Origin of the sequence: Pedobacter terrestris (assembly GCF_052343045.1) — a bacterium.
Lineage (GTDB): Bacteria > Bacteroidota > Bacteroidia > Sphingobacteriales > Sphingobacteriaceae > Pedobacter.
This window is the reverse complement of record NZ_CP180264.1, coordinates 1,259,829-1,283,726: the sequence shown is the minus strand read 5'-3', so window position 1 is coordinate 1,283,726 and position 23,898 is coordinate 1,259,829. Positions and strand designations below refer to the sequence as shown.

Sequence of the window (23,898 nt, the reverse complement as noted above, 5' to 3'; positions counted from 1 at the left end):
ATTTTAAACTTCTGTTTCCAAACCATCGAAGGCGAGAAACACATTTTCTGGCAAATCTTTTTCTACCTCTTCATGTAAACCCAAAGTATGGCTAATGTGGGTAAGATAAGTACGTTCCGCTCCTATCTTTTTAGACAATTCGATAGCTTCTGCTAAAGTAAGGTGTGAGATATGAGATTCTTTCTGCAATGCATTTAATACCAAAATTTTCGTTCCTTTAATCCTTTCAAAAGATTCATTAGAAATGGTTTTTGCATCCGTAATGTAGGTAAAATCGCCAATGCGATAACCCGTAATGGGCAGCAAATGGTGCATCACTTCAAAAGGCAAAATTTCTGTTTTGCCGATAGCAATTTCTTCGCCATTGTGTATGGTGTGCAGGTTAATTTTGGGCAAACCGAAATATTTGGTATCCGCAAAAATGTAATAAAACTCTCGCTTTAGTGCAGTTTGTACACGTTCTGTAGCATAAACATCAATCACTTTATTTTGAAGATAATTAAATGGGCGAATATCGTCTAAACCGGCGATATGGTCTTTATGTTCATGTGTAAAAAGCACCGCATCGAGATTTTTCACCTTTGCGCGTAACATTTGATAGCGAAAATCCGGACCACTATCTACAACCAAGGTTTTATCTTCTGTTTCAATTAAAACCGAAGTGCGTAAACGATTATTTTTCGGATCGGAAGAATTACATACTGCGCATGGGCAAGAGATTACTGGAACGCCCTGAGAAGTACCGGTACCTAAAAATGTGATTTTCATGTGCTAAAAAATTCCTTTCTGCATAACGATAAATAGGTAGTGTACATCAAAATAATTCCATTTGTTTTAATGAGTGATAAAACTGCCGTTGTTTCTCTTCAAAAAGATTTTCATCGGCATTTGTTTGCTTAATCAGTGCAATCAATGCACCAATTTTACCTTCCAGATTGGAAAATTTATTGACTACAATAACTTTATTGTGCTCCAGTAAACAAGATCCTGTTCTGAAATTTCCTTTTTCATAACGCACCTTAAATCCCATAGTTAAAAGCAACTGCTCCAGTTTTTCTAATGAATGGTTGGTAATTGGTAAAGACATTGAAACAAACTTAGAGAAATCCGCGCAGCATTCATAAAACGCCGCATGGTTTTTGGATGATTTGTTGAATTTTAACGCTAAATTACCATTGAATCGCTTTGCATTAAAACAAAAAAGTTCAGTTAATGCATGAAGTGAACCCCAAAAGTTTTTGTCCAACTTTTGGGGTTCACACCAAAGCAACTGAACCTTTCTTGTTTTCGAGTATTGATTATCTTAAATCTACCACTTCTACGCCAGGATATTTTTTTGCATCGAAAGTAAATGTCGTTTCCGGCACTTTTACATTTGGCAAAAAGATTTTCACTTTGTAGGTGTATTTGTTTCCGTTCTTATCAAACAAAACAACATTTGAGATTTGTTTCGCTGTTTTATCTATGCTTAGACGTACTTTGAAGATCGACTTTTTAGTATCAATAGGTGTTAAATCTATCATTTGATAAGTTTTTGCGCCTACTTTTTGCTCGCCAGTATATAGGTATTTGTAGCCACTCTCGTAAACCGTAAAAATTTTAGCAGGGTTAATCGCATCACTACTGTTGTCTACATTACTTACCTGAACTTCTTTATCGTCTTTCAAGTAAGTCCATTGGCTTTTCCCATCGCTAATCAGCTCTTGATTGGTCATTGCCACCTTATATTTATTGGAGTTTGCTTTTACATAAAGTGTACCTTGCTGCACTTCTTTTACATCTGCTTTTGGGTTTTCCAGCGTAAAAGTAAAATCAGTTTTCACTACAGTATAGGATTTGTATTTCTTGCTCACCTCCGCTAAAATCGCCTTTGCTTTTGCATCTGTTTGGGCGTAGGTAACTGTTGCACTTGCTACAAAAACCAAAAACGCCGATAGTATTTTCTTCATCTTATCTTTTAATTTGAACTAAAGGTATAGAGTAATTTTTATGCATTTAGTTTAATTACTCCTTGTTGTTCATATTATTCAAGAACTGTTCCAAAGAATATTCATCAGGATACAATACCTCGCGCGCTTTGCTTCCTTCAAACGGCCCAACAATACCTGCAGCTTCCAACTGATCTATAATTCTACCCGCACGGTTGTAACCCAATTTCAGCTTACGCTGGATTAAAGATGTAGAACCTTGCTGATGCATCACAATTAATCTGGCTGCATCTTCAAAAAACTTATCGCGCTCATTCGGGTCGAAATCGAGTTTAGAACCTTCGCCGGCTTCATCTACGTATTCTGGCAACTGATAAGCTTCTGAATAACCACGCTGATTTCCGATATAATCAGAAATGCGGTCTACTTCAGGCGTATCTACAAATGCACACTGAAGGCGAATTAAATCACTTCCGGTAGCCAGAAGCATATCTCCCCTACCAATTAACTGATCGGCGCCGCCACCATCCAAAATGGTTCTCGAATCTATTTTTGATAAAACCCTGAATGCCAAACGCGCCGGGAAATTCGCTTTAATAGTACCTGTAATAATATTTACAGAAGGCCTTTGAGTTGCCAATACCAGGTGAATACCAATGGCACGTGCCAACTGCGCCAAACGGGCAATTGGTGTTTCTACCTCTTTACCGGCCGTCATCATTAAATCGGCAAATTCATCTACAACCAATACAATAAAAGGCAGAAAACGGTGACCGTTATTTGGATTCAGCTTACGCTTGATAAATTTATCGTTATACTCTCTCAAATTCCTAACCTGAGCATCTTTCAACAAATCATAACGCTGATCCATCTCAATACAAAGAGAATTTAAAGTATTAATTACTTTTTTAGTATCGGTAATAATGGCATCGGCTTCGCCCGGAAGCTTCGCCAAAAAGTGCCGTTCAATTTTATTGAATAAAGTGAGTTCTACCTTTTTCGGATCTACCAAAACAAATTTCAGCTCTGCCGGATGTTTGCTATACAACAGCGAAACCAGAATGGCATTAATTCCTACAGATTTACCCTGACCCGTTGCACCTGCAACCAGTAAATGTGGCATTTTGGCCAAATCGGCGATATATACTTCGTTGCTAATGGTTTTCCCTAACGCAATTGGTAAATCCATGGTTGTCTGGCTCCATTTTTCGGTACCCAGCACGCTGCGCATGGCCACCATTTCCGGATGTTGGTTTGGCACCTCAATACCAATGGTCCCTTTTCCAGGCATTGGAGCAATAATCCTGATTCCTAAAGCCGCAAGTGAAAGGGCAATATCGTCTTCCAGATTTTTAATTTTAGAGATACGAACACCCGGCGCCGGGATAATTTCATATAATGTTACGGTTGGGCCAATCGTTGCTTTGATCTTATCAATTTCAATATTATAGTGATTAAGCGTTTCTACGATTTTGTTTTTATTGGCCTCAAGCTCCTCTGCATTTACAGATATTTTATTAGAACCGTAATTTTCAAGCAAATCTAAATGTGGTTTTTTATATCCGGACAAGTCTAATGTTGGGTCATATTTACCAAATTGCTCAATCAAATCGTCAGATTTGATTTCTTCTTCACTTTTGGCAACGGTAAAAGCAGGTTCTGGTTTTTCTTCAATTTCTGCTTCATTTTCAATAACCAAAGGCATGCTTACAGGTGCTGGCGGTGGCGTTGGTGGTGCAACTGGAAGATTGGTTTCCATGGGTGATAAAACCACAGAAGTTGGAATTTCTTCAGCCTGTTCTTCTTTTTCTTCAAAACGATTTGGTTTTAAAACCACATTCTGAGGTTTACGTTCGTTATTAAGATTGGATTTTTCCCGCACGGGAAACTCTACGGGCTCTGATCGCTGTTCTCGTACCAATTCTACATTCCCGGTCATTTCAGGTTCAACAAATTGTTCCTTCTTCTTTTTCTCCGGAAATTTGAAATCGATATTATACGCAATAATCAAAATGGTTAAACCAGCAAAAGCGATCAGTCCGGCAACACCAGCTGCACCAATCTGCGCAGAAAGCAATTTATTGCTCCAATACCCAAATTCGCCTTCAACATAATGAGGAGATTCTGCCCAGAAACCATGTGCAAAGCCCAAAGTGAGCGAAATATAAAGTAAAAAGAAAAAGCTATAACCAAGCGTTTTGGAAATAGATAAGATTCTAACTTTAAACAATAAACGGTAACCGATAATGAAGAAAGCGAGTACAAACAGAAACGATGCTACGCCAAACCATTCGTAAATAAACTGATGAGAAAGCAATGCGCCAAATTTACCCAACCAGTTTTGTACAATTGGAATGGTTACGCCAGAATCTTTAAGTTCTTCTGATGTTTTAAAAAGATTGCCCCATCCACCATTGGCATCAATTACATAACTCTGATCGTCTTGCCAGGTAAATAAATACGATGTAAAAGCAATTAAAAAATATAAAGAAAGAATAACGAAAAACAGACCAATTATCTTGATTGCGCGCCCATCCTGAAGGTCAAAACTTGGCAAAAAATCGATTTTCTCCCGCTGCTTCCGCCCAAAATTAACCTTCCCCGAAGTGCCATCAGCATTTTTTTCTCTAAACGTATTGGCTTTAAACTGGTTACCCCTTACCGACATTTTTTATCCTAAAAATTTAACAATGAACAAATATAAAATATATCCTTGTATCTGTTGTGAGTTTTATTTTATGCGAGATGTTTTGAAAACAAAACGCTTATTGGAATGCAAATTACCCTTAAAATTACAAACCTTAAAAAAAGAAGCAGATTAAACCTTGGCTAAAGTAAACAGTCTATTTATTATCAACACATTGTTGATGCGTTTTTCAAATGAAACGGATTTTGTTTTAGGTTTTAATCCCATTTTGCCCGGATCGGCAAAATGGGATTTTTTATTGTCTGCTATTTTTTGCTAATTTGAATTGATTTTAGACCAAACAATATGGAGATTGCTCAGCTCGAAGAACAAATAGAAGCCGGAAATTTACAGGCAGTTAAGGAAATCCTAATTCAGCAACCTAACCTTGCCAATAAAAATACTTCGCACGGAATATCGCCGCTTCTTTTGGCTTGTTATTACAAAAAACAGGATATTGCCAACCTGATAACTGAATTTACTTCGGATCTGACACTCTTCGAAGCTTGTGCAGTGGGTAAGTTTGATACCGCTAGTGCCATTATTTTTCAGCAACCACAAAAGGTTAATCAATATTCTGAAGATGGTTTTACACCTTTAGGTTTGAGTTGTTATTTCGGGCACGAAGATTTAGCTAAGTTTCTGGTACTTAAAGGAGCCGATGTTAATCTGGCGTCAAAAAACGGATTCAATGTTTTTCCAATTCATTCTGCCGTTGCGGCCAACAACTACAACATTACTAAAATTCTGTTAGACAGCGGCGCGTATCCCAATGTTTGCCAGAAAGCCGGACTTGCACCATTGCATACCGCAGCGCAATTGGGCAACATAGAGTTAATTATTCTGTTACTAGAGCATGGTGCGGAAGTTACGCTCAGAATGGAAGGCGGAAAATTGCCTGCAGATTTGGCTGCAGAGCGGGGATTTCAGGAAATTGCTCAGATATTGAGAGATGATGATTAACCAATTTCAGAATAATTGATCGGCTTTTAAATAAAATTTATTCCCAAACTTTTGATTTTATCCTTTTCATATAATTGCGGATATCCAGAACAATAGCAGCAAGAAAATAGAAAAGAATCGGAAAGCCGACCGCCAGAAATGAAGAATAAATAAAAAACAAGCGTACTTTTGCTGTACTCATATTCAGTTTGTTGGCTAAATATGTAGAAACGCCAAAACTCTGCTGTTCAAAATAAGTAACAATTCTTTGAAACATTTTCGGTTGGTTTTATAATCTCAGACAACAACAATTTCTTTGCCAATCCGGATCTAGCATTTGTTTTTTAAATGTAACGAAAATATTTTTCATTTCTTACGTCAAATTATTGCACAAAAAACACCTTGATACCTAAATTCAACTTTCTTCTCTCTTCAACAACTTAACGCCAATCCCGCAAGAAAGACATTTTTTAACTGTGCAATATTCACTTTTAAGTTGTAAAATACCTTGAGAAACCGCTGCATTTTCTACAAAAATACCTGCGCTTTTATATTGTTTGATGATTGCATTATCTTCTGGCGGAAGTAATTCCAACAAATGAAGTGCACGATCTGTATATTGCGGATTTGAAGTTTCGCGGCCGTAAGCGAATAAAAATACAACCACGGTATTTAATAAGATATTATTAATTGAGGCACGCCCAAGCTGTATATTAACTGTCGAACTTTCTTTTTTAAAATGGTAATGCGACTGCCAGAATTCATTTACAGGTAGATTTTCAAACAAATTCCTCAATTGTTTCAGATCTGAAATACCTAGCACTTTAGAAAACAAATGATTGGACTGAAGGATAAGTGCCGCAAACTGAGCCAAACGCAAGGTTGGAAAATTTTGTGGCCGCATACGCAGAAATTTCCATGATGAGACTGTCAAAGGTTTTAGTCTGTATTTCTTCCGGAGAAAATCAAATTCTGTACGCAAATCATTCGGGTATTTTTCAGCAAATTGCTCATTTAAAAAACCCGCTGCGCCGAAAACCAACGCTTCGATCTGTAAGGCAGCATCTTTATGTTTTGCATATATGCCTTGTTGAACAGTTTTGGCCAGCAATTCAAAAGGCAATGCATTTACCTTAAAACCGAAATTTCGTGCTAATAATTGATAAAAAGTTTCATCCCAATTGCCATTCAGTTGAGCCAAAACTTCTGTTACGGCTTTGGTTTTAACTTCTAAACGTTCAATTAATGTCCTTGAAAGAAACGTTTTTATCGTTATTTCATCTACACAGGCAATTTGATTGATACATGGAAACTCTTTCAGATTGAAATAAAGTTTTTCAAAGCGATCCAACAGCACGGGCGAAACTCTGGCTTTTAAAACCAAAACCGGTAGCATTGTACCATCACTGCGATTAATTTCGCTATCGTGATAATATACAACATGCAGAATTACATTATTGTAAGCATCATCTTGTTGATGGTTATGTTTATTCCAGTCTGAAGATTTGATATGAATTTCAACATTTCCTGCCCAAGTGGTTTCGCCAATTTTAATCTTCGCGCCGGTAAAATCCGGTCCTGCATTTTTATTTAGCCACCCGGGATGAAAAATTTTTAACTCCTCGCCGGTTTCGGAATATAAATTCAACTGATCAAACGAGCGAAACTGCCAGACATAATGCAAAAACTCTTCCGGAAAATCCATAACCACTACAATTAAATTGCTTAAAAACCGGAGGTTGAATCGCGGTCGTTAATTCAGATATTTTTGGGGATGGATGTGTTTTTGAGTCAAAACAGGTAATTATTATCTTCGCCAAAGCGAACGAAAAACATACAGAGACCCAGCAATTTGATTTAAAATCAGGCCATTTCCGGATATTGAAAATTGCCTGATTTTACGAATGACAAGATAGATAATCGTTGTCAAAAGTTATATATGTTTTTACTAAAAAACCAGAAAAATAAACCTGACTTTTGGTCTGATTGCGTTAAACCAATTCTGCAGCTAAGAGTATTTGTTCCATTTCCTGCTGCAATTTTAACGCCTCTTCCCTTGCCTTTTCTGCAAAATCTTCGCCCTTACTGGCGTAAATAATTCCTCTGGATGAATTGATAAGCAAGCCACAAGTACTATTTAATCCGTATTTGCACACTTCCTGTAAGTCTCCGCCTTGCGCACCTACACCCGGAACCAATAGAAAATGATCTGGAGCAAGTTTACGAACATCAGCAAAAGCTGCTCCACGGGTTGCACCAACCACATACATCATTTGCTCATCGCTGGCCCAGTTTTGTGAGGTTTTAAGTACTTTCTCGTAAAGCTTTTCTCCAGAAACTTCCTGAAGTTGGAAATCTGAATGGCCACTATTAGAGGTTAATGCCAAAAGAATCACCCATTTATCTTTAAAATTAAGAAACGGTGTAACTGAATCGCTTCCCATATATGGCGCAACGGTAACAGAATCAAAACTCATTTCTGATGAATCTGCATTAAAAAAAGTTTCGGCATACATTAAAGAGGTATTGCCGATATCGCCTCGTTTGGCATCGGCAATGGTAAATATATCTTTAGGTATATATTTCCAGGTTTCAATCAGGTTTCCCCAACCTTGTTTACCATAACATTCATAAAAAGCAGTATTGGGTTTGTATGCAACACAAAGATCTTTTGTCGCATCAATAATCTGTTTATTAAACTCAAGGATGGGATTTTCGTATTTCAACAGGTGCTTTGGAATCTTATCCAGTGAAGAATCTAATCCAACACATAAAAAAGATCGTTTCTTTTGTATCTGCTCAAAAAGTTGCTGCTTAGTCATATATGGCCTTATTTCCTGCAAATATGAAGATTTTTCATCTTCTGAGAAGATAAATAAATACCAACAGTAATTATTTTTTTAAACATTTTAAACTTTCTCTTGCAGTTTACGTTTCAAATACATAGAATTGCAACATAATTTCTCAACCGTTTATCTGAATATCCCAGAAAAATTTTATCAAGATTTGTTTTTTGTTACTGTTTTTTAAAAAACCCTAAGGTCTTTTTATTCAGCTTATAAACATTTATGAAGCTATTTTGAGTAGAAAAAATTGTGAGCAACTCAATACAGTTTTATAGCACTATAAAAGAACTTATACACAATGAAACCGCCAGGCTTGTACTTTAAGCTTGTGCAGCTTATAACCCGCTGTGGTTATAATTAATTAAAAATTTCTTGAAACATATATATTTAGAATGTTTAGCAAAACAGAATTAAATGAGAAGCTTACACCTGAGTTACGTGAGCTTGCTAAAACCTATGGCATAGAAGGTGCCGAATCCCTAAGAAAAATTGACCTTGTTGAAGTGCTTCTTCATCAGCAAGAAATGATAAAAGCCGCACAGGGTGGAGATGAGAGTAGCGAGAAACCTGCTGCTGCACCTGCTCCAAAATCAAGAGCAACAAAAACACCAAAGGTTGTTGAAGCAGAAAAACCTGCTGAAGCTGAAGTTGAAAAACCGGCAAAAAAACGCACCAGAATCCATAAAGACGAGGTTGTTGCCCTAGAGAAAAAACCTTCGGTAACGCTTTTTGACGAACCCGTTGCGAAACCACAACCTGCAGAACCTGAAGCAGCAGAAGTAAGCAAACCCATTTCTGCATTGATTGAAGAAACGGCAGAAGTATTGCCTGCAGCGCCAAAACAACCACGCGAAAAGCAAAAAGAAGACAATCGCCAACAGAAACAACCTCATGGAGGCAACCACAATAAAAATGAGAACAGTTATTCAAACCTTGATTTTGATAATGTAATTACCAACGAAGGCGTTTTAGAAATTATGCCCGATGGCTATGGTTTCCTGCGCTCTGCCGATTACAACTACTTAACTTCTCCTGATGATATTTACGTTTCTCAATCTCAAATAAAACTTTTCGGACTCAAAACCGGAGATACTGTTAAAGGCAGTATCCGCCCGCCAAAAGAAGGTGAAAAATATTTCCCTTTAGTGCGTGTAGAAACCATCAATGGAAGAATCCCTGCAGAAGTACGCGACCGCGTTCCTTTTGATTACTTAACACCACTTTTCCCAACTGAACGTTTAAATCTCTTTACGGACAACAACAACTATTCTACCCGTATTATGGATTTGTTTACGCCAATTGGTAAAGGACAACGTGGTTTAATTGTGGCGCAACCTAAAACCGGTAAAACCAACTTGCTTAAAGAAGTTGCAAATGCAATTGCCAAAAACCACCCGGAAGTTTATCTGATTATTTTGTTAATTGATGAACGCCCGGAAGAGGTTACTGATATGGCCCGCAGTGTACGCGCAGAAGTAATTGCTTCTACATTTGATGAACCTGCAGAACGCCATGTAAAAATTGCAAACATTGTATTAGAGAAATCTAAACGTTTGGTAGAAAGTGGCCACGATGTTGTCATCTTATTAGATTCCATTACCCGTTTGGCGCGTGCATACAACACCACTGCACCAGCTTCTGGTAAAATCCTCTCAGGTGGTGTAGATGCAAATGCTTTACATAAGCCAAAACGTTTCTTTGGTGCTGCACGTAACATTGAGAACGGTGGTTCATTAACCATTCTGGCAACTGCACTTACCGATACAGGTTCTAAAATGGACGAAGTGATTTTTGAAGAATTTAAAGGTACCGGTAACATGGAACTTCAGTTGGATCGTAAGTTATCGAACAAACGTATCTTCCCTGCCATTGACATTACGGCTTCGAGCACACGTAGAGATGATCTGTTACATGACAGAGATACGCTGCAACGTGTTTGGATTTTGCGCAACCACCTTGCAGATATGAATAGCCAGGAAGCAATGGAATTTGTTCAGTCTCAGATCAAAGGAACTAAGAGCAACGAAGAATTCTTAATTTCTATGAACAGCTAGACGAGTTTTACGTTTGGGGTTTGTACTTTAGCGGTTCAAACCCCATGCGTTAAACGATAAAACCATGTTAAAAAAATATATTCCCAATGCGATTACCTGTGCAAATCTTTTTTCTGGTTGTATAGGAGTCGTTTTTGCTTTTAAAGGAGAATTGCAGCTTGCAGCCTTCTTTGTGATCACTTCTGGTTTTTTTGATTTTTTTGACGGCATGGCAGCCAGAACGTTGAATGTTAAATCTAACATTGGAAAAGATTTGGATTCACTTGCAGATATGGTAAGCTTCGGGTTATTTCCGGGTGTTATTATGTTTAAGCTCCTGCAACAAAGCGATTATTCTTCAGAATACCTTCCCTATCTTGCTTTCATCATCACCGTATTTTCTGCATTGCGTTTGGCAAAATTCAACAATGACGAAAGGCAAACCGAGGATTTTATTGGTTTAAATACCCCAATGAATACTTTATTCATCAGTTCGCTGCCTTACGTTGCAGTGAGTCATCCGGAAATTATCGGTTCTACTTTGCTTCTCTTGGGTATTATTGCATTATGCAGTTTTTTACTGGTTAGCGAAATCAGAATCTTTTCAATGAAGTTTAAAGATAAAAGCTGGACAAACAATAAAGTGAAATTTATTTTTCTGATGGTTTCTGCACTGCTAATCGTTTTTCTGAAATTTGTTGCCATTCCATTTGTGCTGGCACTTTATCTGATCGCTTCTTTTATCCACTTTAAAGACCGCACCTAAGAAGCCTGTTTTTCCAGTTCAAGCTGTAACACTCTTAATTGTTCAAAAACCCCGTCGAGCTGAAATTTTAATTCATTTAGCTTAGCCGAAAGGTTTTGAACTGATGGTTGATCGGCCACTTCAAGCTCTATCGCTAATACAGATTCAGAAAGGTCTGTTCGGCCAATATATCCAAAAACTGGTTTTATTTTATGTGCAAATGTTGCAGCTTTGCTCCAATTGCAAGTAATAATAGCTTCATCCAGTTCCTGAATATAGCAGGGCGTGCGCGCAATAAAAGTGTTAAAAACTTCCAAAAGGCTTTTCGGCTCATTTCCTACCATTGCAATCAGGTAAGACAAATCTAAGGGATGGACCTTATTTTTTTGCTCCATAATCAAAACTAAGCAATCACAAACGGATTACCTCCAATTCATCATTAATATTTTCTAAAATCTGATCAATCGTTTGTTTTAGTACCGGATGTACCATATTAGGAGCAATTTCTGAAAGTGGCCGCATCACAAATTTTCTGTTGTGCATATGCGGATGCGGAATGTGAAGTTTATTTGTTACATCAATAATTTCGTTTCCAAAAAGCACAATATCAATATCAATAAGCCTTTCTCCCCAGCGTTCTTTTCTAATTCTACCCAATTCCTGTTCAATATCTAAAGCTGTTTGAAGCAAATCCAATGCACTCAATGGTGTTTTAAGTGCAACCGCTTGGTTTAGAAATGCAGGTTGATCGGTTTTCCCCCAGGCAGCAGTTTCATAAAGCGATGATTTTGCAGTAATCTCTCCCGCTCTTTTTTCTAAAAGCGTTACTGCCAGATGCAGGTTTGCTGCTCTATCGCCCAAATTTCCCCCCAGTAACAAATAAGCTGTTGTAAACTCTAAAGCCATATTAGCGTCGTGTATTTTTATATATTTACAAAACAAAATTAAAACATTTAAATGAGAGATTTTTTCAAGTATTTATTTGCTTCAATGCTGGGCTTTTTCCTGTCTATACTCCTGTTCGGCTTCGTGTGTTTTCTAATTATTATGGCATTAATTGCATCTGTAGATTCGGATAAAACAGTTGCTGTGAATAGCAATTCTGTTCTTTTCTTGAATCTGGATCAAGCGATTAAAGAGCGTACACCAAAAAGAAGCTTTGCCAATTTACCTATTATCGGGTCTGATGAGAATGACGGAATTGGTTTGAACGATTTATTGAAATCCATTCAAAATGCCAAAACCGACGACAATATCAAATGCATTTATTTAAGTGTTACCAGCCCCAATGCCGGTTTCGCAACTTTAAGAGAAGTTAGAAATGCACTAATCGATTTTAAGAAATCACATAAAAAGATCATTGCTTACAGCGAGGTTTATACGCAGGGTGCATATTACCTGGCATCTGCAGCAGATGAAATTTACTTAAATCCTGAAGGTGCCTTAGAATTTAAAGGCTTCAGTTCTGAACTTACTTTTTTTAAAGGTACTTTGGAAAAAGTGGGTGTAGAAATGCAGGTTATCCGGGTTGGAAATTACAAAAGTGCAGTTGAACCGTATATTCTAGATAAGATGAGCGATTATAACCGCAAACAGGTTACGGCTTATGTTGGCGGTTTATACAATACTTTTTTAACAGATATTGCGCAAAGCCGGGGTATACGGAAAGATAGTTTGTATAATATTGCGGATAAATACAAAATCCGTACGCCGCAAGATGCTGTAAATTATAAAATGATTGACGGCATAAAATACAAAGACGAAATTTTGGATGTTTTGAAAAAAATATCCGGAAAATCAAAAAAACAGAATATCAGTTCTGTTAATATTAATGATTATGCATCAAACAACAGCAGCAATAAAAGCTCCGCATCAGATCAGATTGCAATTATTTATGCAAATGGAGACATTGCCGGAGGTGAAGGTTCAGACAATCAAATCGGATCAGAAAGAATATCAAGAGCTATCCGTAAAGCAAGATTGGATGATGATATTAAAGCGATCGTTTTACGTGTAAATTCTCCGGGCGGAAGCGCATTAGCTTCTGATGTAATTTGGAGAGAGGTTGTACTCACTAAAAAAGTAAAACCTGTAATCGCATCGTTTGGTGATGTGGCCGCATCTGGCGGATATTATATCGGCTGTGCTGCCGACAGTATTTTTGTTCAACCCAACACAATTACCGGATCTATTGGTGTTTTTGGTATCATCCCGAATTTCCAGAACCTACTTACCAATAAACTTGGTGTAACCTTTGATGGCGTTAAAACCGGCCAATATGCAGATATTATGGCCTCCAATCGCCCAATGACAGAAGGCGAAAGATTCATCATCCAAAATGACCTGAATCGGGTATATGATGGTTTTATTTCGCGCGTGGCAGATGGCCGTAAAAAAAGTAAAGCCTATATTGATAGTATTGGCGGTGGCCATGTCTGGATTGGAACAGACGCCGTACAAATTGGGCTTGCCGATAGAATTGGAAGTTTTAACGATGCCGTTAAAGCAGCAGCTAAAAAAGCGAAGGTTAAAGATTACAAAATCGTAGAATATCCGGATGTGATTGATCCGCTGAAGTCTTTATTACAAGATGGAACAGATCGCGTAAAAACCTATTACACCAAACAAGAACTGGGTGAAAATTACAACTTGTATCAACAAATGAAAAAGGTGGTTTCATCTTCCGGAATTCAAGCCAGAATGCCTTTTGAAGCCGTAATTAAATAAAAAAACCTTTAAAACAAAAAGCCCCAAACTTAGCTTGATTTGCTAATCTGGGGCTTTTTTCATTAAATTCAGGTTACAAACCGCTCAGCACTTTCCATTCTGGATGAAGGGTTAAATATGTATTTACGATAGATACGTTTTTCGGATGAACGGTTAATGCGATGCTCTTCCCTTTTAGAAATTCAAAGCTAATCCCGTCAGATTTTGAATCATACACCAAAACGGTATCCTTATTTTCATTAATGTACAATGCGGCTTTAGACATTCCAGGAAATTTATTTTGTGTATCTTCAAAATTCTTACCAATGGCAAAACCATCCTGGGTTTTGAATTTGCTGGAATTTATGCGGATTTGTTTAACGTCTTTTACACGCATAGAGGTATCGCGGTAAGCAGAATAAATGGCCAATTCTGATGGATGCCCGGCGGTAGAATCTTTCTGATACCAGATGCCCCAGGCTTTGCCCATTGCAGCATCTCCAGCTTGTGGTTTTCCAAGTTTCTGCCCTACGGTCTCCATATCTGCACCCAATGAAATTTCTCCAACAGAAATTCCCGGAACCACTAAATACCGTTCATCGCCAATTTTACCTGGCCCGGATTCAATACTGGCAATAGAATCTACCTTATCTTAAACGCGTTTGGGATATTTACAGGCTGCAAGTGCTAAACCCGAAATCAGAAGGATGACTTTCGCTTTCATAAATTAGGCAACAATTCATGATCAGCTTATGTTTTAAAAGAATTATCCGATAAAAAATCGTTCCGGTTTTCCTAATTTTACAGCCTTATGGACAATAAAACCATCGCACGCACTTTACGTTTGCTTTCCCAGTTAATGGAATTGCATAACGAAAATCCCTTCAAAATAAAATCTATTGCAAATGCCTATTTTAAGATAGATAAATTGCCGTTTTCTTTGAAAGATAAACCGCTTGAAGAACTGGATAAAATTGACGGAATTGGGAAAAGTCTTGCGGCAAAAGTTGCCGAATTGCTCCAAACCGGCGAGTTAAAAGAGCTGAATGAAATTATTTCGGCTACGCCGGAAGGTGTGGTAGAAATGCTGGGCATTAAAGGAATTGGGCCAAAAAAAATCGCCATAATCTGGCATACACTCGCCATAGAAACGGTTGGAGAATTGTATTATGCCTGCAATGAAAACCGATTGATTGAAGCCAAAGGTTTTGGATTGAAAACTCAGGAAGAGATCAAAAATGCAATTGAATTTAAACTGGCAGCAAATGGGCGTTTTCTTTTTGCACAGGTTGAGGGTTATGCAAAAGTTTTGTTTACACAGCTATCAGAATGGCTAAAACAAAACGATCCGGAAACTTTGCTGGCATTTGCCGGACAGTTTAGGCGTTGTTGCGAAATTATTGACGATCTGGAATTTGTACTGGCAACAGACATTCAATCTACGCAACTTTTAGCCTTTAGCAACCTTACTTTAATTGAAGGTGAAAATGCTCTTTTTGCTACAACAGAAGCTGGTCTTAAAATTAAAATCCACCTGAGTTCCAAAACAGATTTTTATAAAAACTGGTTTATACACACCGGCGCGGAAACACATGTTGCAAAAGTTTTGGATTTAACGAGCAACGGCCCTTTCCCTTCTGAAGAAGATATTTACACGCAGGCCGGATTGGCATTTATCCAGCCAGAACTTCGTGAGGATTTTGATGAAATTGAGCTCGCCAAAACAAACAATTTGCCTGTGTTAATTGAATACCAAGATCTAAAAGGCAGTTTGCACAACCATTCTACTTGGTCTGATGGTGTACACACACTTGAGCAAATGGCCGTTTATTGCAAAGAAAATTTAGGATTAGAATATTTTGGTATTTGCGACCACTCTAAAACGGCCGTATATGCAAAAGGATTAAGCGAAGAAAGAGTTGTTGCACAACACCTCGAAATTGAGCAACTGAACCAAAAACTGGCGCCGTTTAAAATTTTTAAAGGCATCGAAAGTGATATTTTGAGCGACGGTTCATTGGATTACCCGGATGAAATTCTAAAAACTTTTGATTTTGTAGTTGCTTCAGTACACAGCAATTTGCGCATGGACGAAGAAAAAGCCACAACAAGGTTAATTAAAGCAATTGAAAACCCATATACAACTATCTTGGGCCATCCAACCGGAAGATTATTGTTAAGCCGAGCAGGTTATCCGATAGATTATAAAAAAGTAATTGATGCCTGTGCTGCCAACAAAGTTGTAATCGAGATCAATGCGAATCCTTTGCGTTTAGATCTAGACTGGCGCTGGCACCGTTATGCATTAAACAAAGGCGTTTTACTCTCTATAAATCCTGATGCACACCGCACAGAAGGGTTTCATGATATGCATTACGGCATTTTAGTTGCCCGTAAAGGAGGTTTAAGTGCCGATAAATGTTTAAATGCTTTTTCACTTGAAGAAATTAGCAAATACTTTGAGGGGAAAAGAATTAGTGATTAGTGAAAATAATCGATAAAAAGATTGGTTTTCATTTTTTTGGTTCTTTTGCCTTTAAGCTTAGCTTTTCCACCAAATAAAAAAGTCAATCTATTTAATATCTTTGCCTCATGATAAGTGAACTAGCAAACACCATATTTGAACAATCCATTGCAGACTACCACAAGTTTGATGAGATAGACCATCCTGTTGAAAATCCTTTCAATCCGGAAAGTCTGGAACATTTACTTTACGTAAAGAACTGGATTGATACCGCTCAATGGCATATGGAAGATGTAGTTCGGAATCCTCAGATTGATCCTGTAGAAGGTTTGAGCTGGAAACGTAGAATTGATGCGCAAAACCAGGTTCGTACAGATATGGTAGAATTTATTGACAGCTACTTCTTAAATCTTTATAAAGAAGTTCAGCCAATTCCCGGCGCTAAAATTAATTCTGAAAGCCCGGCTTGGGCAATAGACCGTTTGTCTATTTTGGCTTTGAAAATTTTCCATATGCATGAAGAAGCTACACGCGAAAGCGCCAGTGCAGAACACAGAGCTTTATGCCAAGGAAAACTAGATATTTTACGCGCTCAAAAAGCCGATCTTTCTAAAAGTATTGATGAGTTGTTGGCAGATATAGAATCCGGAACAAAATACATGAAGGTGTACAAACAAATGAAAATGTATAACGATCCGAATTTAAACCCGGTATTGTACAATAAAGCGTAATGTTTAAATCGCCTTTGCGAAGCACGAAGCAATCTTAACAATTTCTCTTTAAGATTGCTTCATGCCCAGAAATAACGACCACTTTAAAAAAATGGCATCGACTCAAAAAATCATTGTTTTACGTTTTTCTGCCATGGGCGATGTGGCAATGGTGGCTTCTGTTTTAAAAGAATTTTCTGAACAAAACCCAACAGTAGACATTATCCTAGTAAGCCGACTGGCATTTAAGCCATTTTTTGATGAAATCTCGAAAATTCAGTTTCATGCTATTGAACCAAAAACACAACATAAAGGCTTTTTTGGCTTGTATAAGTTGTTTAAAGAACTTAAAACGTTAAAGCCAGATGCAATTGCAGACCTGCACGATAATTTGAGAAGCAGAGTTTTATCTACATTTTTCAGATTTTCCGGTATCAATATAAAACGTATAGATAAAGGCAGAGCCGAGAAAAAGGCGCTTACCAGAGCAGTAAACAAAATATTTAAACCGTTAAAACAAACGATAGAGCGTTATGCAGATGTTTTCAGGCAGTTGGGTTTCACAGTAAAGTTATCACACCAACTGAAACCAGACAGACATAAACTGCCTGAAAAAGTAGCCGATTTTTTCGCAAATACAACGAAGAAAAAAATTGGCATCTCCCCTTTTGCGCAGCACGAATACAAAGTTTATCCTTTAGATAAAATGGAGCAGGTTATTGCCGAATTGAGCAAAACTTCTGATCTGTTTATTTTTGGCGGCGGAAAATCAGAAAGAAACATTGCAGAACAGTGGGCAAAAAACTATTCAAACACCTACAACCTGATTGGAAATTTCAATTTGACTGAAGAACTTGCGGTCATTTCAAACCTTGATCTGATGTTAACAATGGATTCTTCTGGCATGCACATGGCATCTTTAATGGGTATTCGGGCGGTTTCTATTTGGGGGCCAACGCATCCTTTTGCAGGTTTTCTGGGTTATGGACAATCAGAATTGGATTGCATCCAAATTGATCATCCGGAAAGGCCAAATTCTATCTATGGAAACAAACCTTGCCTTTGCGGTGTTGAAAGTTGTATGAATTTGATCTCTCCTGAAACAGTTTCCGATAAAATAAAAAACACAATCAATGCCTAAATATTTACTGCTGGTTAGACACGGAAAATCTGACTGGAGCCATGCAAACTTAACAGATTTTGATCGGCCGTTAAATAAACGTGGCAAGGAAAATGCGCCGGAAATGGCAGAACGACTTCTACAGCGTAAAATCGTGCTGGATTTGATTGTGAGTAGTCCGGCTAAACGCGCAAAATCTACAGCAAAAGTCTTTGCCAAAGCTTTTGGTTTTGATGCCATTACTTTAGATGAAAGAATTTATGAAGCACATGCTGCAACTTTGCTGAATGTTATTAATGGTTTTGACGATAAAGCCGACGCCATAGCGGTTTTTGGACACAATCCGGGTTTTACAGATTTGGCGAATGATTTAAGTGACGCAGACCTATACAATATTCCAACAGCAGGAATGGCGTACATTAAATTTGAATTTGACAGCTGGAAAATGCTCAGCCGTGGAACGGGAACACTGGTGTTTTTTGACTACCCAAAAAATACCGACGAAATGTAGGTTTTTAAGTGCTGAAAAGCAGAAAATTACGGTAATAAACCTGATTGAAACGGCATTTCGCTTCCTCAGCGGAATACAGTGTAAAGCGGGATTGTAGCTCCCGAAAAGTACAGAACCTTCGTTTTCAAAAAAAAATGTACAATCTATAGAAATTCAAATATTTAATTATCTTTGAACATTAAAAAATACGAAGTCTGACAATAGACATTTCGGTGAATTCATAACTTAAACTCTGCTGGTTATTTCATAATTCATATTGTCAGTCCATTAATCCATTAAATTTATCTTTACATGAGTTTTGATTATAACACTACGCGCAGCCATCTGATTTTATCTGAATATGGCCGCAACGTTCAAAATATGGTGAAGTACATTTGCGAGTTACCAACCATTGAAGAACGCAATAAATATGCCCAGGCAGTAATAGACCTGATGGGTTTCTTGCAACCGCATTTGCGCGATGTTGCAGATTTTAAACATAAACTTTGGGACCACTTACATATTATTTCCGGATACCAGATTGATGTAGACAGCCCTTACCCTAAACCTTTACCAGAAAATGCATTTATAAAACCGGCGCATATTGGTTATCCACAACAACGCATAACGTATAAACACTATGGCAAAGCGGTTGAAGGATTGATTGAAAAGGCGATGCGGGAAGAAAATCCGGAACATAAAAAAGCAATGGTTCAAAGTATTGCAAACTTTATGAAGATGGCATATGTTACCTGGAATAAGGATAATGTTTCTGATGAGACGATTTTGAAAGATTTACATGATTTATCTGGCGGTTTACTCCGTTTAGAAGACAATGTAAATTTGGCGAAAGTTGAGTTTAGACAGCAGAATCCGCGCCAAAACAACAACAACAATCGCGGCCGCAATAACAACAACAACGGTAAAAACCGCCAGAATAACAATAACAACAACAACAACCGTCAACGCAATAACAACAATAAACCAAAGTATTAACCGGTTTAAGAATACACTGTTTTGCTAAGCTTGTCTAAGCATTAAACGTAGAAAAAATTGTCATGCAGAGCTTGTCGATACCTCGGCACCAACTCAGACTGATATTTAACTAAAACAATATATGAACGCATTTGAAATTACAGGCGGAATTAAATTAAAGGGAGAAATTACCCCTCAGGGTGCAAAAAACGAAGCGTTACAAATTCTTTCTGCAGTTTTATTAACTGAAGAAAAAGTAACCATTAGCAACATCCCCGACATCAAAGATGTTAATAAACTAATTGAATTATTAGGCGATTTAGGTGTTATTGTTGAACGCTTGAATAAAGATACGTATAGCTTTGAAGCGAAAGACATTAACCTTGATTTTTTCCAATCGGATGTGTTTAAAGCAAAAGGCGGAGGTTTACGCGGCTCTATTATGATTGTTGGGCCACTATTGGCTCGTTTTGGTAAAGCAGCCATACCAAAACCCGGAGGTGATAAAATTGGCCGTCGCCGTTTAGATACACACTTTATCGGTTTTGAAAAACTGGGGGCAAAGTTTGTTTACGACAGTAAAAAAGCATTTTTTAATGTTGATGCAACGAATTTAGAAGGTGCATATATTTTGCTCGATGAAGCTTCTGTTACCGGAACAGCAAACATTGTTATGGCAGCAGTACTGGCAAAAGGAATAACGACCATTTACAATGCAGCGTGCGAGCCTTATTTGCAACAGCTTTGCAAAATGTTAAACCGCATGGGTGCAAAAATTTCTGGTATTGGTTCTAATTTGCTTACTATTGAAGGTGTGACCAAATTAGGCGGTACGGAACACCGCATGTTGCCAGATATGATTGAAATTGGTTCTTTCATCGGAATGGCCGCGATGACGGAGTCTGAAATTACCATTAAAGATGTGTGCTATGATGAACTGGGCGTTATACCAGAAGTATTCAAAAAACTCGGCATTAAACTGGAACGCAGAGGTGATGATATTTTTGTACCTGCCCAAAAACATTATGAAATTGATACATTTATAGATGGATCAATATTGACCATTGCTGATGCGCCGTGGCCAGGTTTTACGCCAGATTTATTGAGCATTGTTTTAGTTGTGGCAACACAGGCTAAAGGAAATGTTTTAATTCATCAAAAAATGTTTGAAAGCCGTTTATTCTTTGTAGATAAATTGATTGATATGGGGGCGCAGATTATTCTTTGCGATCCGCACCGTGCAACGGTTAACGGTATCGACAAAAAATACAAACTACGCGGAATCAGCATGACTTCTCCAGATATTAGAGCAGGTGTATCTTTACTTATCGCAGCTTTATCGGCAGAAGGAAAATCTACCATTTACAATATAGAGCAAATTGAGCGCGGCTATCAAGATATTGATACGCGTTTACGTGCTTTGGGTGCGCAAATTAAGCGTGTAAATGCTGATGCGCCGAGTCATTAAGATTGGAGCAGAAAAACCAAAGCTTAAAGCTAAATAGCATAAAGCAAAAAACGCCTGAGTAAAATTTACTCAGGCGTTTTTGCTTTCGTTATATTGTCACAACGTGTCTCCACGGGCGGGACTGCTTTTAACCAGATATTGCATTTATAATATCGTATTGCGTTATAATTTCAATTTTTCCGGTTTCATCTTCAACCAATACAGCAGAATTTTCTTTATTAATCATCGACGAAATTTTATCGATTGAGGTTTTCAGGTCTACAAAAGGAAAAGTTGCTGTCATAATTTCCGAAACTGGAGCAGATTTTAATCCCGGATTTTCCAGTAATGCAGTTAAAATATCACTTTCTGCAATTTTGCCAACGATCATCCCTTGCTGAGTAACCGGAATCTGAGAAATATTCATCGATTTGATGGTATTGATCGCTTCAAGAACAGATTTTTCCGCATCAAGCGTTACAATTTCAGTTTGTTCTTTTTTAGATAAAATAGATTGTGCAGTCAGTTTTTCATCTTGTAAAAAGCCACGTTCGCGCAACCAATCTTCGTTATACATTTTACCCATATACCGACTGCCATGATCATGAAATATAATAACCACTACATCATCTTCTTTTAGCTGATCTTTAATCTGAAGTAAACCAGCGAGTGCAGCACCTGCAGAATTGCCCACAAAAATACCTTCTTTGCGTGCAATATCACGTGTCATCAATGCCGCATCTTTATCGGTTACTTTTTCAAAAAGATCAATTACATCGAAATTAACGTTTGCAGGTAAAAAATCTTCTCCGATACCTTCGGTGATGTAAGGATAAATTTCATCCTTATCAAAAATGCCGGTCTCTTTATATTTTTTAAAAACAGATCCATAGGTATCAATTCCCCAGACTTTTATATTTGGATTTTTCTCTTTCAGGTATTTTCCCGTTCCCGAAATTGTTCCACCGGTACCTACACCTACAACCAAATGCGTAATTTTGCCTTCCGTTTGTTCCCAGATTTCGGGCCCGGTTTGCTCATAATGCGCTTTAGAATTGGATAAGTTATCGTATTGATTTGGTTTCCATGAGTTGGGTACTTCGCGCTCTAAACGAGAAGAAACAGAATAATAAGAACGTGGATCTTCTGGTTCTACATTTGTTGGGCATACAATTACTTCTGCGCCAAAAGCACGCAAAGCATCAACTTTTTCTTTTGATTGCTTATCTGTTGTTGTAAAAATACATTTGTAGCCTTTGATAATCGCTGCCATTGCCAGGCCCATTCCGGTATTGCCAGATGTTCCTTCAATTATGGTACCGCCCGGTTTCAGTTTCCCGCTTAGTTCGGCATCTTCAATCATCTTGACTGCCATACGGTCTTTAATGGAATTGCCCGGATTGGTTGTCTCTATTTTGGCCAGTATTGTTGCAGGAATTCCTTTAGTTATTGTATTTAATTTAACCAGCGGAGTATTCCCGATTGTTTCTAAAATATTATTGTACCACATAAAACAAAGTTAAGTAAAGGCATCAAGTGTTTTAAAAAAACCGCTTAAATTAGAATATTATATTTTCGTAAACACAATAATAAAATTATATTTCATATACTACAAAAAACATAGACATAATAGGTTGATTATTTTGCCCATTCCGAATGTGATCAAATTCAGAACAGCAGAAATTACAAAATTTTATAGATTTTTCCGGGCAAAGCAACAATAATACCCTGCATTTCCAGATTCAAAAGTACGATGGCAATTTTGCTGGCCTGTATATTTATACGAATAGAAAGTTCATCTACATGAAGCTGGCCGTTACTTAGAACTTGTATAATTTTCCCTTCATTTTCTGTTAAATTGAGCGGCATTACCATCTGTTTTGCTGGTTTTACAGGTACATCATCCCAGCCGAGATAATAAATCAGATCCTGAGCATTGTTAATTAAACCTGCCCGATTGGTTTTAATCAGAAAGTTACAGCCTTCAGAATATTGATCGGAAGTTCTTCCCGGAAAAGCGTATACATCGCGATTATAAGAATTCGCAATTTCTGCGGTAATTAGCGCGCCACCTTTAATTGATGCTTCTACAACGATTGTTGCATGTGCAAGGCCAGCAATTATGCGGTTCCTTTGCGGAAAATTTTGCCTGTCTGGATTTGTTCCTGTCGGAAACTCCGTGAGCAAACCACCATTTAAAACCATTTTCTGAGACACCGATTTGTGCGACGCAGGATAAAGCCGGTCCAGGCCATGACCAAGTACACCAACGGTGGCAACTTGTTTGCTCAAACACTCCTTGTGTGCTGTAACATCTATTCCATATGCCAAACCGCTTACAACCAGCACATCGTAATTCATAAAGGTCTCTATCATTTGCTGGCAAAGCAGTTTACCGTAAGCGGTAGCATTTCTGGTGCCTACAATGCTGATAATGCGGTGGTGGTTTAGATCTGCATTGCCTTTATAATACAGTAAAATGGGGGCATCAGCACAAGTTTTTAACCTTTTTGGATAAGCGTCATCCGTGAAAAAAAGCAACTGAATGCCATGTTTCTCAATAAAATTAAGTTCTGCTGCAGCCCTGATTTGCGCTTTGCCAGAGCGGATATTTTCTGCAGTTGCCTGCCCAACTCCGGGAATTTGCATCAATTGTTTAATACTTGCCTTAAAAACGGCTTCTGCACTGCCACAATAAGCGAGTAAATTTTTAGCCGTTACAGGGCCAACAGATTTTATACAGGTTAAGGCAATATTGCAGAGGGCATCCATAATTTTTAAGCTTTAGTAAAATAAACTCGGGATG

At 37.9% G+C, this 23,898-nt stretch carries 22 protein-coding genes; 10 read left to right on the top strand and 12 right to left on the bottom strand.

Going from position 1 to position 23,898, the window contains the following annotated elements:
* Positions 1-3: 3 nt before the first annotated feature.
* The 4 genes from ACJVDH_RS05550 to ACJVDH_RS05535 form a co-directional block, all read right to left on the bottom strand.
* Positions 4-768, bottom strand: a complete 765-nt coding sequence (locus tag ACJVDH_RS05550) for an MBL fold metallo-hydrolase (protein ID WP_443946576.1) — start codon at positions 766-768, stop codon at positions 4-6.
* A 46-nt stretch (positions 769-814) separates the two neighbouring features.
* Positions 815-1,087 (bottom strand): hypothetical protein, encoded by a 273-nt coding sequence (locus ACJVDH_RS05545; RefSeq protein WP_443946575.1) that lies wholly within the window; start codon positions 1,085-1,087, stop codon positions 815-817.
* Between the two features lie 211 nt (positions 1,088-1,298).
* Complete coding sequence (locus ACJVDH_RS05540; RefSeq protein WP_443946574.1) at positions 1,299-1,949, bottom strand: LolA family protein; 651 nt, start codon at positions 1,947-1,949, stop codon at positions 1,299-1,301.
* A gap of 55 nt (positions 1,950-2,004) precedes the next feature.
* Entirely contained in the window at positions 2,005-4,596 is a 2,592-nt protein-coding gene (locus ACJVDH_RS05535) for a DNA translocase FtsK 4TM domain-containing protein (RefSeq protein ID WP_443946573.1), read from the bottom strand.
* A gap of 324 nt (positions 4,597-4,920) precedes the next feature.
* On the opposite strand from ACJVDH_RS05535, the gene ACJVDH_RS05530 reads away from it, so the two are divergent.
* The gene (locus ACJVDH_RS05530) at positions 4,921-5,577 is read left to right on the top strand and encodes an ankyrin repeat domain-containing protein (RefSeq protein ID WP_443946572.1); all 657 of its coding nucleotides are present in this window, start codon (positions 4,921-4,923) and stop codon (positions 5,575-5,577) included.
* Between the two features lie 37 nt (positions 5,578-5,614).
* Here the strand turns inward: ACJVDH_RS05530 and ACJVDH_RS05525 are convergent, their stop codons facing one another.
* The 3 genes from ACJVDH_RS05525 to pyrF all read right to left on the bottom strand — a co-directional run bounded on the left by ACJVDH_RS05525 (position 5,615) and on the right by pyrF (position 8,378).
* Positions 5,615-5,833: a PspC domain-containing protein gene (locus ACJVDH_RS05525; protein ID WP_443946571.1), complete on the bottom strand. Its 219-nt coding sequence runs from the start codon at positions 5,831-5,833 to the stop codon at positions 5,615-5,617.
* 138 nt (positions 5,834-5,971) lie between these two features.
* Entirely contained in the window at positions 5,972-7,261 is a 1,290-nt protein-coding gene (locus tag ACJVDH_RS05520) for a DUF2851 family protein (protein ID WP_443946570.1), read from the bottom strand.
* 286 nt (positions 7,262-7,547) lie between these two features.
* Positions 7,548-8,378: an orotidine-5'-phosphate decarboxylase gene (pyrF, locus tag ACJVDH_RS05515; RefSeq protein WP_443946569.1), complete on the bottom strand. Its 831-nt coding sequence runs from the start codon at positions 8,376-8,378 to the stop codon at positions 7,548-7,550.
* A 416-nt stretch (positions 8,379-8,794) separates the two neighbouring features.
* Between pyrF and rho the strand changes: the two genes are divergently transcribed.
* Together rho and pssA are read left to right on the top strand one after the other, a co-directional pair.
* Positions 8,795-10,456 (top strand): transcription termination factor Rho, encoded by a 1,662-nt coding sequence (gene rho / locus ACJVDH_RS05510; protein WP_443946568.1) that lies wholly within the window; start codon positions 8,795-8,797, stop codon positions 10,454-10,456.
* 64 nt (positions 10,457-10,520) lie between these two features.
* Entirely contained in the window at positions 10,521-11,201 is a 681-nt protein-coding gene (gene pssA / locus ACJVDH_RS05505) for a CDP-diacylglycerol--serine O-phosphatidyltransferase (protein WP_443946567.1), read from the top strand.
* Here pssA and ACJVDH_RS05500 read toward each other — a convergent pair.
* Together ACJVDH_RS05500 and folK are read right to left on the bottom strand one after the other, a co-directional pair.
* Positions 11,198-11,575 carry an Hpt domain-containing protein gene (locus tag ACJVDH_RS05500; RefSeq protein ID WP_443946566.1) on the bottom strand — a complete coding sequence of 126 codons (378 nt, stop codon included), beginning with the start codon at positions 11,573-11,575 and terminating at the stop codon, positions 11,198-11,200. The two genes, pssA and ACJVDH_RS05500, sit on opposite strands and share 4 nt — an antisense overlap.
* A gap of 16 nt (positions 11,576-11,591) precedes the next feature.
* Positions 11,592-12,086, bottom strand: coding sequence for a 2-amino-4-hydroxy-6-hydroxymethyldihydropteridine diphosphokinase (gene folK / locus ACJVDH_RS05495; RefSeq protein ID WP_443946565.1), 495 nt, complete (start codon positions 12,084-12,086; stop codon positions 11,592-11,594).
* Between the two features lie 51 nt (positions 12,087-12,137).
* Between folK and sppA the strand changes: the two genes are divergently transcribed.
* Positions 12,138-13,907, top strand: a complete 1,770-nt coding sequence (sppA, locus tag ACJVDH_RS05490; protein WP_443946564.1) for a signal peptide peptidase SppA — start codon at positions 12,138-12,140, stop codon at positions 13,905-13,907.
* A gap of 73 nt (positions 13,908-13,980) precedes the next feature.
* Here the strand turns inward: sppA and ACJVDH_RS05485 are convergent, their stop codons facing one another.
* Positions 13,981-14,472, bottom strand: coding sequence for a hypothetical protein (locus ACJVDH_RS05485; protein ID WP_443946563.1), 492 nt, complete (start codon positions 14,470-14,472; stop codon positions 13,981-13,983).
* Positions 14,473-14,697: 225 nt separating this feature from the next.
* On the opposite strand from ACJVDH_RS05485, the gene ACJVDH_RS05480 reads away from it, so the two are divergent.
* The 6 genes from ACJVDH_RS05480 (at position 14,698) to murA (ending at position 21,113) form a co-directional block, all read left to right on the top strand.
* Positions 14,698-16,371, top strand: a complete 1,674-nt coding sequence (locus ACJVDH_RS05480) for a helix-hairpin-helix domain-containing protein (RefSeq protein WP_443946562.1) — start codon at positions 14,698-14,700, stop codon at positions 16,369-16,371.
* A 107-nt stretch (positions 16,372-16,478) separates the two neighbouring features.
* A complete protein-coding gene (locus tag ACJVDH_RS05475) occupies positions 16,479-17,081 on the top strand; it encodes a DUF4254 domain-containing protein (protein ID WP_443946561.1) in 603 nt (200 codons plus the stop codon).
* 91 nt (positions 17,082-17,172) lie between these two features.
* The gene (locus ACJVDH_RS05470; RefSeq protein ID WP_443946560.1) at positions 17,173-18,201 is read left to right on the top strand and encodes a glycosyltransferase family 9 protein; all 1,029 of its coding nucleotides are present in this window, start codon (positions 17,173-17,175) and stop codon (positions 18,199-18,201) included.
* Positions 18,194-18,691, top strand: a complete 498-nt coding sequence (locus ACJVDH_RS05465) for a SixA phosphatase family protein (RefSeq protein ID WP_443946559.1) — start codon at positions 18,194-18,196, stop codon at positions 18,689-18,691. The genes ACJVDH_RS05470 and ACJVDH_RS05465 overlap by 8 nt, the downstream gene beginning before the upstream one ends.
* A 291-nt stretch (positions 18,692-18,982) precedes the next feature.
* Positions 18,983-19,666: a DUF4290 domain-containing protein gene (locus ACJVDH_RS05460; protein WP_443946558.1), complete on the top strand. Its 684-nt coding sequence runs from the start codon at positions 18,983-18,985 to the stop codon at positions 19,664-19,666.
* Between the two features lie 121 nt (positions 19,667-19,787).
* Entirely contained in the window at positions 19,788-21,113 is a 1,326-nt protein-coding gene (murA, locus tag ACJVDH_RS05455; RefSeq protein ID WP_443946557.1) for a UDP-N-acetylglucosamine 1-carboxyvinyltransferase, read from the top strand.
* A 127-nt stretch (positions 21,114-21,240) separates the two neighbouring features.
* Here the strand turns inward: murA and ACJVDH_RS05450 are convergent, their stop codons facing one another.
* Complete coding sequence (locus tag ACJVDH_RS05450; RefSeq protein ID WP_443946556.1) at positions 21,241-22,602, bottom strand: pyridoxal-phosphate dependent enzyme; 1,362 nt, start codon at positions 22,600-22,602, stop codon at positions 21,241-21,243.
* Positions 22,603-22,775: 173 nt separating this feature from the next.
* On the bottom strand, positions 22,776-23,864 hold the full coding sequence (gene dprA / locus ACJVDH_RS05445; protein ID WP_443946555.1) for a DNA-processing protein DprA: 1,089 nt from the start codon (positions 23,862-23,864) through the stop codon (positions 22,776-22,778).
* Positions 23,865-23,898 lie beyond the last annotated feature (34 nt).